General features: G+C 59.2%; 8 protein-coding genes and 1 pseudogene. 4 read left to right on the forward strand and 5 right to left on the reverse strand.

Annotated elements, in window-relative coordinates:
• Positions 1 to 2,094: T1SS-143 repeat domain-containing protein (locus QDY28_RS25740; RefSeq protein ID WP_331384211.1), on the reverse strand; the 2,094-nt coding region annotated here is incomplete at its 3' end.
• Between the two features lie 394 nt (positions 2,095 to 2,488).
• Between QDY28_RS25740 and QDY28_RS25745 the strand changes: the two genes are divergently transcribed.
• Positions 2,489 to 3,532 (forward strand): hypothetical protein, encoded by a 1,044-nt coding sequence (locus QDY28_RS25745; protein ID WP_331384212.1) that lies wholly within the window; start codon positions 2,489 to 2,491, stop codon positions 3,530 to 3,532.
• A 256-nt stretch (positions 3,533 to 3,788) separates the two neighbouring features.
• Positions 3,789 to 4,739, forward strand: a complete 951-nt coding sequence (locus QDY28_RS25750) for a transglutaminase-like cysteine peptidase (protein WP_331384213.1) — start codon at positions 3,789 to 3,791, stop codon at positions 4,737 to 4,739.
• Positions 4,740 to 4,800: 61 nt separating this feature from the next.
• Here QDY28_RS25750 and QDY28_RS25755 read toward each other — a convergent pair whose 3' ends face one another.
• From QDY28_RS25755 to QDY28_RS25770, 4 genes are read right to left on the reverse strand one after another with little or no spacing between them, the layout of a single operon-like run.
• On the reverse strand, positions 4,801 to 5,454 hold the full coding sequence (locus QDY28_RS25755) for a ribbon-helix-helix domain-containing protein (protein ID WP_331384214.1): 654 nt from the start codon (positions 5,452 to 5,454) through the stop codon (positions 4,801 to 4,803).
• Positions 5,455 to 5,462: 8 nt separating this feature from the next.
• Positions 5,463 to 6,764 carry an HlyD family type I secretion periplasmic adaptor subunit gene (locus QDY28_RS25760; protein WP_331384215.1) on the reverse strand — a complete coding sequence of 434 codons (1,302 nt, stop codon included), beginning with the start codon at positions 6,762 to 6,764 and terminating at the stop codon, positions 5,463 to 5,465.
• Positions 6,764 to 8,917 (reverse strand): type I secretion system permease/ATPase, encoded by a 2,154-nt coding sequence (locus QDY28_RS25765; protein ID WP_331384216.1) that lies wholly within the window; start codon positions 8,915 to 8,917, stop codon positions 6,764 to 6,766. Before QDY28_RS25765 ends, QDY28_RS25760 begins: the two co-directional genes overlap by 1 nt.
• A 29-nt stretch (positions 8,918 to 8,946) precedes the next feature.
• The gene (locus tag QDY28_RS25770) at positions 8,947 to 10,398 is read right to left on the reverse strand and encodes a TolC family outer membrane protein (RefSeq protein ID WP_331384217.1); all 1,452 of its coding nucleotides are present in this window, start codon (positions 10,396 to 10,398) and stop codon (positions 8,947 to 8,949) included.
• Positions 10,399 to 10,929: 531 nt separating this feature from the next.
• On the opposite strand from QDY28_RS25770, the gene QDY28_RS25775 reads away from it, so the two are divergent.
• Positions 10,930 to 11,166 (forward strand): hypothetical protein, encoded by a 237-nt coding sequence (locus tag QDY28_RS25775; RefSeq protein ID WP_331384218.1) that lies wholly within the window; start codon positions 10,930 to 10,932, stop codon positions 11,164 to 11,166.
• Positions 11,167 to 11,485: 319 nt separating this feature from the next.
• Positions 11,486 to 12,050, forward strand: a pseudogene (locus tag QDY28_RS25780) (ATP dependent DNA ligase); the annotation flags it as partial.
• Positions 12,051 to 12,082: the final 32 nt, after the last annotated feature.

A 12,082-nucleotide genomic window follows, 5' to 3' on the forward strand; every position in this document is an offset into this window, starting at 1 on the left:
GGTGAAGCTGTTCGTGGCGGTATCGCCATCGGAATCGGTTGCCGTATAGCCGAAGGTCAGCGTGATGGCATCCGAACCCTTGGCGTCGTCGAGCGACTGCACCAGCGTGAAGTTATAGTGGCCGTTGTCGGTGTCCGAGACGGTGGCATAGAAGACGATGTTCGAGCCAACCGCGCCCTCGCCATTCATCACGGCCGTCGGAGCGGCCTCGCCGGTGTAACCGATCAGCGTGCCATCGGCCAGCAGCGCCGTGTGAACGGCAAGGCCATGCGAGCTCAGCGCTTCGCCATCCTGGCCCTGTGTCGTGACGGTGGCATCGGTGAAGGCGACCGAGCGGTCGCCGGCACCACCCTGGTCGGTGTTGGCGTTATCGGCACCCCAGGAGATGTTGAGCGAGCCGGTGGTGATGGCATCGGTCTCGACATGCGGGTTTTCGTTGCCGCTCGGAAGCGCGCCTTCGGTGACGGAACTGGCATCGCCGGTCGCAGCGACAGGCTTGTCGTCGGCAACGGTGAYGGTGAAGCTGTTCGTGGCGGTATCGCCATCGGAATCGGTTGCCGTATAGCCGAAGGTCAGCGTGATGGCATCCGAACCCTTGGCGTCGTCGAGCGACTGCACCAGCGTGAAGTTATAGTGGCCATTGTCGGTATCCGAGACGGTGGCATAGAAGACGATGTTCGAGCCAACCGCGCCCTCGCCATTCATCACGCCCGTCGGAGCGGCCTCGCCGGTGTAACCGATCAGCGTGCCATCGGCCAGCAGCGCCGTGTGAACGGCAAGGCCATGCGAGCTCAGCGCGCCGTTGTCCTCACCCGTCGCTGAAACTGTGGCATTGGTGAAGGCAACCGACCGGTCGCCGAGGCCGCCCTTGTCGGTGTTGCCGCCGTCAGCACCCCAGGAGATGTTAAGTGAACCAGTGGCGGTCGCGTCGCCGGTCGCATGGGTCAGGGCTGCGTTGCCGGCAGACAGAGCTGCTTCGGTAACCGAACCCGCCGTACCAACGGCCGCAACCGGCACACTGTCCGTGATATCGACGGTCGCGACAGCCGAAACCGTATGGCCGCTCGTGTCGGAGACTGTATACCGAAATTGCAGTTCAAGCACATCGCTGGCGGAATTGGCGCCGCGGGGATGGTCGAGAGCAGCGAGCTGGGTGAAGGTGTACGCGCCGGTCGAGGCGTTGAATACCAGCGTGAAGACCGTGACGCCATTAGCAACGCCCGTGACCGTGTGGCCGTTCTGGGTGACGACAACGGGAACGCCGCCGGAGGTCAGTCCTGATAGCTGCTGAGTGCCGCTACCGGTAATTTCTGCCTCGCCAACAAGCGTCACGGTGGTGATCGAGGCATTATTGCCGCCAAACCCGAAGCGGCCGGTGCTGCTTGTCGTGAGGAAGGCGCCAGTGCTGCTGCCGCGTTCGATCAGCGAGGCTGTTTCGGTCGCCTGCTGAAGGATAAAGGGAACGCGAGTCTGGGTGCCAGACAGATTGCCGCCGTTACCGTTGCCGACTATATCGCCAGGACCGAGGAGACCAATCAAATTGAGCGGCGTGCGGGGATTCCCAGCCTGGCTGTCCGTGAACTGGTGGCCGGAATCCGTGCTATTGCCGGCATGAACCGAACCATCAGGACCTTCGGCGACGTTGACGCCCTGCTGCTGGAGTGCAGCGACAACGGCCTGCTGCGGCAGCGTGACTTCGCCAATCAGGAAGGTCGGGACATGCAGCGCGCCGTTGATGATGACGATGCGCGTGCCGTCGGCCTGGATGAGAACAAGGTTGCGACCCTCGACGTGGATGTCGTCGATCGAGGTGTTCGCCGGCAGATGGACGACATTGCCATTGTCGGGCACGATTTGGATCGGCTGACGGGTGTCGGCGTTTTGCGGCTCGTTGGCGGCAACGCGCGCAGTCTTGCCGTTCGCCTGCTGCTCGGCGGCCTGCGCCAATTCGAACGCGGCAACATCAGCATTCTGCGACAACGGCAGCGGCCGAGACGCATTGATCTCAGCTGCGAGACTCGCGTTCCGGTCGCCCGATGCGAAATCGTTCGAAACCGCTTCGTGGTCTACCGTCGAAATGCGCGAATCTTCCATAAGTCTAACCCCCGGTGTCTCGTAATGTGGCGCCAATCAATTACGAGAGCGGGGGGATTGCAATACTTCGTTAACCTCACCGATATAGCCGGTTATGCACGACCGCAGATATATTTACCCATGGTTAACTCAACAACCTAACAACTCCTTAAGTATACCGCTTGACTTTGCGTCAGCCGCCGTGTGCAAATGCCCCACCTAGGCTGTCGCAGCCTGGGTTGGAGAATTGGGGGAGTGAGTTTTGCCGTTTGCGATCAGCCTTTCGTTGAGCCATTTGACTAATTGGCTGCCGCGACCAGCACGCTGTGCCTTTCTCATCCTCTGCGCCGGCCTCGCCGGCTGCCAGATGGACGGTGCAGGCCTAGGCAGCAACAGCAAAAACGACGACATAAAAATGCCGTCCACCGCAATCGATGAAACCTATGGCGGCGAAAGCGGCACGGAAGTCACCCTGCTGCTGCGCAAAGGTGCGGCAGGCCTCTACGAAGGTCCGGCCCGTGACGTGCGCGACGGCGCGGTGCTTGGCGTCGGCGAGCTTGGCAACAATCAGATTCGGCTACGCGTAAAGGATGTCGGCCCGGGTCTGGCCGGAGTCACTGCGCAAGTCGCGGCAGCCAAGGGCCGAAATGCCGCGCTGATCGTCAGCTACCTGCCGCCGGCCGAAACCGCTGCCATCGCTGCCATTCCCCCTGCCCAGCGCCCGCCATTGCTGAACCTTGCGAGTGCTATGACCTTGACCGGTGGCAATGTCTTCAACCTCGCCTCGGACGAAATCGACAGCGCAACCGAGGGCGTCAAGGCGCCCGGCCCCGGAGGTCACAAGAAGGTGTCGGCGCTCGTGCCTGCGGATTTTTCTCAATCCGACAGCACGAGGTTGAGCAATGCCATCTGGAACAGCGGCAACACTTTCATGGGCCTCGGCCGTTACAACACAAGCGATCAGGCCGCGGATATCCTGACCAAGAACCGGCCGCTTATCCAGTCGGCCGAGATCGTGGTGATTCTCGGCGGCACGTCGGAAATCGGCGCAGTGGCGAGTGCCGTGCGCAGTGCTGCGATTCCCGGCCAGGCTCTGGTGGGCACCAACAGGTGGCCGCAATCGGTCTACACGGCGCCGGCTGCGACGGGGGCATTTGTCGCGACGGACGATACGCAAAGCAGCGGGCTCATTGCCGAACGCTATCAGCGCCATTTCAACCACCCGCTGACAACCTCCGGCGCCTATGGCTACGACGCCATGGCGATCGCCTCCGGCCTTATCCGCTCCAAGGGGCCGCAAGCCATCACCGCCGCCAATTTGACGAACAAGGTCGGCTTCCGCGGCACGACCGGGCTCTTCCGCTTCAACGCCGCTGGCATGGTGGAGCGCAAAATGGTGATCAATACGATCGACGGCGGCAAGCTGAAGGTCGCGGCGCAGCCCTCACAATCGTTCTGAAGCAGACCACAGTCGGCATCGAGCGTAGCGTGTATTAGAGCGCGCTGTCGCTGCTGCTGTTGCCTCATCGATTCCCGCACCATACCGGGTCATTTTGATGCGCCCGGCAACATCATCCTTAATCCTTTCCCACCAAGCCCGCTAGAATTTTATACTTATCTGATCGTTCAATTTATACTCAGGTTATCTACGCTTCCGAACGCCATATTCAGAGGTCTCGCGCATTATTCTCCCAACAAGGGAGAAATAAGCGCCAATGGAACGCAAGAAAAATAAAATTATACTTGCAGCACTTGCTGCGACTTCCCTTACCTTTGGCCTGTCGTCATCGACGATTTGCCTGGCGGCGACCGGCGATACCGTCCGCCCCGTAGTCAACCTGCTTGCGGATCCGCGGGTCGACACAGTCATCGATCTCTTTGCGCCGGCCGCCGCGAACGCAGCCAAGGCGATAAGAGGCGTTGACCTTGCCGCGCTAAACCAGAGTCTTGCCGCCGAGCCGGCCGGCCTTCCGACTAACGCTACGGCCACTCTCCAGCCGGTACATCCCGCACAGCCGACCAACGCCCCGATGGGCGACTCGGTGTTCGGAACCGTCGCCATTCCTTTCAAGCATCTTGCGGCGCTCGACAAATTCGCAGGCCCGCTCGCCGAGATCCGGTCCGGCAAAGCGCTCGATTGCGGCGCGGGCGGATGCGACGCAGCCGCAGCCGCCGTCGCGGCTGCCGAGACAAAGACTGCCGGAGCCTCGATCCGCGACAAGATCAACACAATCAATTTCACCGTCAACCATGCCATCCGCTACGCCAGCGACATGGATACCTATCGTGTGGCGGACTACTGGGCGAAGCCGAGCGAAGCCCTATCGCACCAGCAGGGCGATTGTGAAGACTACGCCATATTAAAGATGGCAGCCCTCTACAAGGCAGGCGTCGATCTCGATCATATGACACTGGTCGTCCTCTTCGACCAGCAGCGGCATTTCTACCACGCCGTCCTGTCGGTTTCTGTCAACGGCAACAATCTCATCCTCGACAACATGCGCGATGAGGTTTTGTCCGACAAGCGCATTGCGGAATATTTGCCGCTTTATTCGATCGTCGCCGGCCGCGGCTATCTGCACGGCTCCCGCGATCCTCATGCGCAAGCAGTTGTCGCCGCAATGCCGCTCGCTAAGGTGGCGCCTGGCGAAGGCGAGATCCACTGATCGGACTGGCCTTTTCAACCTTCCGGAAGGAAGGCCGCGTCTAGTCAAAGAGGCGACGTTTTCAATAAACGGAAATATAACCGATCAGCATCGGCGCCTCGTGCGTCGGCGCCAGCGCCAAGTTGATCTGGCCCGTCAGAGATTGCGAACCGAGGCCAATCTTGAAACCGGTGTTCAGCGTTTTGCCACGGTTGGCCGATAGGACGGAGAGCACCTCCTCGACCTGAGTGTCGATCGAAAAGCGCAGGGTGCGTGCCGTCTGCTGGACGTCGTCGATCAGCGGCAGGCGATGGCGCAGCATCTTCAGGAAGGCATCGTTGAAGAGCTTGATCCCGCGTTCCTGCGTCAACACGACCGCCGGCGTCGGCGAGGCCTGAAGGACCGCGTTGAGATTGGTCAGCGACGCGACATCCTCGATGGCGTCCAGACGGCTCAGCGCCCATTTGAAGCTCAGCACGCGCAACAGCGAGGCGAGATTGCCGGTCTCCGGCATGTCGGCCGCCGTGTGGTAAACAAGGTCGCCGATGCTGATGCCGCCGGCTTCGGACATCCGTCCGAGGCTGTCCCAATAGATCCGCTCCAGGCGAATGCCGCGACGCTCGCCGCCGCCCGTCACGGCACGGAACCGCGGCTCCAGTTCGTCACCATCGACAGACGGCAAGGCTTCGCTGCGGACCATCGTCGTGACTTCGTCCTTTCCGGCTACTTTGCGCATGGCCGCCCTCACCGTTCCGTCAGCGCTTCGGAGCGCGCCTTGTTGATGGGCTTCATTAGATAGGCGAGGATCGCCTTGCGGCCGGTCATGATCTCGGCCGAAGCCACCATGCCGGGAATGATCGGATAGCGCTTGCCGTCACGCTCCAGCTCCGACTTGTCGGTCTTGATGCGCACGAGGTAATAGGTCTCGTTCTTGTCCTTATCGACGAGGCTGTCGGCGGAGACGTTGACGACCGTACCGTCCAGCGCGCCGAAGATCGAGAAATCGTAAGCCGAGATCTTGATGACCGCCGGCTGGCCGACGCGCACGAAGGCAACGTCGCGTGGTGAAATCTTTGCCTCGATCAGCAGATTGTCGGCTGTCGGCACGACGCCGGCGATGACCTTGCCGGCATCGACATAGGCGCCGATCGTATTGACCTCCAGCGTATTGACGATGCCGTCGACCGGGGAACGAATATCTGTATGCTTGACCCGGTCGGATGCCCCACGGATCGTCTCGTCGACGACGGAGAGCTCCGAGAGTGCCTGCCCCTTATCGGTCAATGCCTGCTGGCGCAACTGCAGCCCAAGGTCATTGACCTGCAGAGTCGCCTCCTTGATGGCCGCCTGCAGGCGATCCAGGCTTTCGATATAGACTTTAAGTTGACCTTGCAGGTCGACCAAGTCTCGCTGAACCTTCAGTACTTCAGTCTCCGCGACGAGCTTCTTCTCGCCGAGCGGCTTCAGCAGATCATACTGCTTCTGGGCGCCGGCGATATTCTGCGTCAGGCGGTCTATATTAGCGTGCGCCTCGTCCAACTCGTTCTGATGCTGCTTCAAGCGCTGATCGAGAACATTAAGCTTGTTCTGATAGGCGGCACGATCCGCCTCGAAGAGCTTTTCCTCATTGTCGCAGACGTTCTTCGCCGTGGCCAGAATATCGGCCGGGCAGACGAATTGTGCGTCGTAGTTGCCCGCCTCCTCCAAGGCGAGACGCTCAACCTTGGCACCGAGAGCGCGGGCCTTGGCCACGGACTCGCCGAGCGTCGATTGTGTCGTGGTATTGTCGAGCTGGACCAGAAGATCGCCCTTATGGACGACCTGGCCGAGATTGACATTGATCTGCTGGACAATGCCGGGCTCGGACGACTGTACGATCTGCGTCTTCGATACCGGTATCACCTTCCCCTCGCCGCGTGCGATCTCGTCGATGTCGGCCAAGGCCGCCCAGGCGATGAAGGCGGCGATCATCAAGGCGCAGATACCGAGGATCAGCCGAGCGAAAAATGGAGGATTGTCATGAATATTGTGACGACGAGTAGGCATCAGGACACTGCCTTGCGCTGCATAGCCTCGATGACGGCCTGCTTCGGTCCATCGGCAATGACGCGGCCCTTGTCGATGACGACCAGCCGGTCGACCAGCTCCAGCATGCTATGGCGATGGGTCGCCACAATCAGCGTCGTTTCCGGACCGAACGCATTCGTCAGCTTGTTGATCAGATGCCGCTCGCTCGCCAGATCCATCGCCCCGGAGGGCTCGTCGAGGAAGACGATCTTCGGCCGCGTCAGCAGCAGGCGAGCGATGGTCAATGCCTGCTTCTGACCATTCGAAAGGTTCGCGCCGCGCTCGCCGACCGGCATGTCGAAACCGCGCGGATGAACGGCGACGAATTCCTCAACACCGGTCATGCGCGAGACGGCCAGCAGCTCCTCGTCGCTGGCATCGGCCCGGCCGAGCAGCAGGTTTTCCTTCACCGTGCCGGAAAAGAGGTCTGACGATTGACCGGCGACAGCCACGGCGGCGCGCACCTCGGCCATGTGATACTGACGGATATCGACGCCATCGATCAGCACGCGGCCGCTGGCCGGCTGGAAAAGCCCATCGAGCAGCCGGCCGAGCGTCGTCTTGCCCGAACCGATGCGGCCGATAATTCCGATCTTCTCGCCGGGCGTGACGGTGAAGGACAACTGGTTGATGACCGACTGGTCGGAACCTGGATATTGGAAAGAGACATTCTGGAAGCTGAAGCCGCCGCTGCGGATCTGCCGGTTGACGAAGCCGACAGTCGACGGCCGGTCATCAGGCTGTTCCATGATCTTATCGAGAATGCGCAGCGACATTGTGGCCTGGCGGAAGCGCGCCAGTGTCATGGCGATCTGGCCGAAAGGTGCGCCGGCACGGCTCGCCAGCATGACGGTCGCGACGATCGCGCCCATGGCAATTTTTCCATCGGCAAATTCATAGGTGCCCGCCACGACGATGAACACGCTAACCATCTGTTGCAACAACATCGTCAAGTTGATGGCGTTCGACGAGATGTGCTTGATGTCCTCGCTGGTGCGGCTCGAAAATTTCGTCAGCTCCTGCCAACGGCGCAACATGGTCGCCTCCGCTCGAAGGCTCTTCAATGTTTCGATCGTGGAGATAGTCTCAACGAGCATCGATTGCCGGCGCGATGCCTCATTCGTCGCAGTCGCCATGCGCTTGCCAATCCGCGCCTGGGCGACGAGGCCGATCACGACAGACAGAACGAAGGCGACCGCGGGAATAATCACCAGCCAGTCGGCGATCATATAGATGACGATCAGGAAGATGATGACGAAGAGGCTGTCGATCAGCACGCCGATCGTGTTCGAAGTGAAGAATTCGCGCACGAATTCATATTGCGTGACCCGGTTAGCATATTCTCCTGTCGACATCGGGCGGGAGGCCAGCGTCGAATTCAGGATCTTGTCGAAGATCAGTTGAGACAGACGCATATCCGCCTTGCGGCCGGCATAGTCGATTAGCGACGCGCGGGCCGTCTTCAGCAGGAAATCGAACAGATAGGCCAGGGAAATGCCGGCAGTCAGGACCCAGAGCGTTGGGAACGCCTTGTTCGGCAGCACACGGTCGTAGACATTCATGGTGAAGAGCGGTGAGGCCAGCGCGATGACGTTGATAAACAGCGCTGCCAGCATGACGCGGGCATAGGTGCGCCAGTAGGGCACCAGCGTCGTTGCGAGCCAATGACGCTTCTCGATCTCCATCGCGTGACCGACGCGAGCTTCTTCCGAAGCATTCTGATAGAAGAGCGTGAAGGCAAAGGCGGCTTGCGGATTAAGCGCGGCAAGCTCATCCCGCGTCAGGCGGAGAGGCGCCCCGGCTGTTGACGCGATGTCGATGACATAGGAGCCATTTTCGGTCATTTCGAGCAATGGGAGCACGCCGCCACCGGCAAAGGAGACGATGGCGGGACAGTCGAAATTGCCGAGCCGGCAATCGCGCTCCTTATGCTTCAGCACCTGCAGGCCGACGCGTTCTGACAGGCGCTCGACATCGTCCTGCTCCATGGCCTCCAGAACTTCGTCCGGAACGCCTGAAAACAGCACTGTATCGGAGCTCGGGCGACCGTAAAACGCAGCGACCGATTTAAATGCCGATTTAAAAGTCTGCAGCGATACGCTCGCAGACACCTCAGGTGCCACGTTCAACATGGAGTATTATCCAATCCGGATCGCGACGATTAACGAATCGGCTCGAGCAGATCCATCGGTAGGCCAGGCTTCTGATGCGAGTCGTATTTGACATAACCGGGATCAGCGGTGTTCGACGACACACCGAACTGATCGCGGGCATAAGGCGTTGCTTGATCGACCGGCTTCAGCTTCATCGTCGACAACAAACTGCCCGATGCGGCGAGAATCTTGTATTCGGCAAAGAGCGAGGCAACGTCCGCCGTCTTGGCCAAAACTTGAGTGTTGAAGCGGGTGTTCTGGGCATCCAACAGATCGAGCAGCGAACGCTGACCGACCTTGAACTGCTCCCGATAGGACGTCACGAGCTGGGCGTTTGTCTTTTCCTGACCGTCCAAAATGCGGGCTAGCTGAGCCTGATTGGTGCGCTCGCTCCAGGCGGAACGGACAGATTGATCGACCTCGCGATAGGTCTCACTCAGCGCGTAGCGCTGTTCGGCGGCGCGACGGACCAGTTCCTGCTGATGCGCAGTATCGATGCCGCCGTGATAGAGGTTCCACTTGGCGACGACACCGACCTGGACGTCGCTGGTGTTGCCCTGGTTACCGTCAACATCATCGCCAATACGGGCACTGCCGACGAGATCCAGCTTCGGCAGGAAGGCAGACTTCGAACCGCGGACATCGGCGTCAGCGGCATTGACGTCGGCTTTGCCGGAGGAAATCTGCGGATTGTTCTTCTGCGCGATGAAAACGGCGTCATCCAGCGTCTTCGGCAGGTAACGGGCCACGGAAGCCGGACGCTGTGCATTGCTGATCGGCTCGCCTACAACCTGAAGGTAGCGGATCTTCGTGGCATCCAGTTCCTGCTTGGCTTCCTGAAGGCGGGCGTTTGCCGCTTGCAGGCGCTCGCGACCTTGATAGCGGTCGGCATCGGTAAGCGCGCCGCCCTTGATGCTATCCTCGATATTGCCGACCATTTGCTTATGGAAGGCGACGTTCTTCTCCGCCGCGGCGACGATTTCCGTCTGCAGCGTATATTCGAGATAATCCTGGGTTACTTCAAGCGCCAGGGCTTCCGAACGCTGCTGAACGCGAAAGGATGCGCTGTCGACGCGAGCCGCCTGCTTGTCCTTCTGCGCCTTGCGATCGCCGCCGTCAAACAACGTCTGGGTAATCGTCAAGCTAACGTCGGCCGGATTCAGGTAATCCGTGTTACGCGTCAGGGCTCCCGATGTGACGTCCGAAAGTCTACGGCGACCATAACCCGACTCCAGATCGATTGAGGGCAGATAAAGGCCCCTCGCCTGACGCAACTGGAACTCGGTTGCCTCCCGATTCTGCGCAGCCTCCATGATCTGCGGATTGGTTTGCATCGTCTTTTCTATTGCCTGCTGCAATGTCGTAGCGCAAGCAGCACCACCCAATAAAGAGCTCACGGTCACCGAAATCCCGATCGCCCCAATCAATCGTTTTCTATAAACCAAAATATACCCTTCCATATTGCAATACTTTGCTAATATATAATATGCTTTTGAAGCTTCTTCACCTATTAGCCATAGACGAAATCGCATTTGCTTGGAAAGCAGATTCCATACTTATTGTCTGAAACAGTTAATATCGCAGCGCGCAAGCCTTGGAACTAACAATTTTCCGACTATTTTTGGGCTATTCACAGCCGCAGCACGAATGTTGGCAGTGTTTTGCCATCAACCCAAATTTGAACGTTGCTCTCGAAAGTCTAGTTGTTCATCATTCTGCACCGCGCCATCGGCGGAAATGTTGCCGACGCTGGTCTTTGTCTAGCGATTAACGCTTCGGAACATTGTCGCGGCACAAATCCTCTTTGCTGTACAAATATAAATAAGCGGCCTTGGTTATGCTGCTAAGTGGCCTCACAAAATGAATTGCAATACGCATGGTCTTCACGGCAAGAGAACTTAATCGCAACGAAAAATTTTCCATCGGTCATATTGCGAAGCTCACACGAGCTTATATCGATCTACCATCAGAACCCGTGTGTAGCGTCGATAATGGCGTCACAGCAAAGATGGCTTCTGGCCCATTCCGGCTTTGCCCTGTTTCTCGGCTGTGCGGATAATCCGACGCCAGGGCTTTATAGCGGTCGTTTTATGGACTTCGCCATGAAGCAGGAGATTGCCAGCCGTAATACTGCGGCTTCCTTGCTGAAGGAGAATGCTGGATCAAAAGCTCGTCCGACCTGCACGGGCCAGTCCGGATCGCCGCATCACTTTGCTGGAGCCGACTGAAATAATCTTAGAATACATGATGAAATGGGTTCACATGCATCTCGTTTCTCTGGACTCCCTCGATGGTGGGAAAAGAGAGGCAAAGATCGCAGCCGATGCGCAAGCAGTTTGCGCGAATACAACCCGCCATCGGCAACATGAGCCTTAGCAGCAAGATATTCCGGGCATCCGGGAGCGACCCTTAGCCTGTTCAACTTGGCGATCTCCGGCAGCACGGTGATGGATTATCTCAAAAAGAAGGCTGAAGCTCAAGCACGCGCGGCCGCCGCACTTGCTTCCTCCGACCGGCCAAGTTTGGCCAGCGCGGCAGCCAGCTCCACAGCTTTCCGCCCGCCGACATCTGCTGGCGGACTTTCTCGACGGCACCATCGTTGCCATACAGCTGTCGGAGGAGGTCGATGGCAACGGTGCCGAACTTCTGGGGAACGCCTGCTCGATGGGGCTTGAGGGTATTATTGCCAAGCACCGGGATAGTCCCTATCGCTCGGGACGCACCGGTGACTGGCTGAAGATTCAAATGCGTTCAAAGCGAGAGTTTCATGATCATCGGCTATGAGCAGTCGACCGCTGCACGCGGCGGGATCGGCAGCCTGCTGCTCGGCCGCAAGGGCCATGGCTGGGTCCATGTCGGCTCGGTCGGCACCGGTTTCAACCCCAAGGATGCCCAATCCCTGGGCAGCACGCTCGATAAGTTGAAGACCAAGCAACCGGCGGTGCCGCTCAAGGGTAAGAACCTGGTCTTCGTGCAGCCGACATTGATCGCCGAGATCGAGTTTCGCGGATGGACCGATGACGGCAATTTACGGCACGCCTCCTATAAGGGCCTGCGGGAGGTCCAGGACAATGCTGCGGTTTTTGACATGGCCGAGCAGCCGGTCGGCTGAAAAAAGACTGGCTCGACCCTTGCGGCGAGTGG

Source organism: Rhizobium sp. BR 362 (genome assembly GCF_036528765.1).
In the GTDB taxonomy this organism is placed as follows: Bacteria; Pseudomonadota; Alphaproteobacteria; order Rhizobiales; family Rhizobiaceae; genus Rhizobium.

What these genes read in the sequence shown, in the direction of transcription:
- QDY28_RS25760 (WP_331384215.1), bottom strand. Translation starts at nt 6,764, where the DNA reads ATGCCTACTCGTCGTCACAATATTCATGACAATCCTCCATTTTTCGCT.
- QDY28_RS25765 (WP_331384216.1), bottom strand. Translation starts at nt 8,917, where the DNA reads ATGTTGAACGTGGCACCTGAGGTGTCTGCGAGCGTATCGCTGCAGACT.
- QDY28_RS25745 (WP_331384212.1), top strand. Translation starts at nt 2,489, where the DNA reads ATGCCGTCCACCGCAATCGATGAAACCTATGGCGGCGAAAGCGGCACG.
- QDY28_RS25755 (WP_331384214.1), bottom strand. Translation starts at nt 5,454, where the DNA reads ATGCGCAAAGTAGCCGGAAAGGACGAAGTCACGACGATGGTCCGCAGC.
- QDY28_RS25750 (WP_331384213.1), top strand. Translation starts at nt 3,789, where the DNA reads ATGGAACGCAAGAAAAATAAAATTATACTTGCAGCACTTGCTGCGACT.
- QDY28_RS25775 (WP_331384218.1), top strand. Translation starts at nt 10,930, where the DNA reads ATGGCGTCACAGCAAAGATGGCTTCTGGCCCATTCCGGCTTTGCCCTG.
- QDY28_RS25770 (WP_331384217.1), bottom strand. Translation starts at nt 10,398, where the DNA reads ATGGAAGGGTATATTTTGGTTTATAGAAAACGATTGATTGGGGCGATC.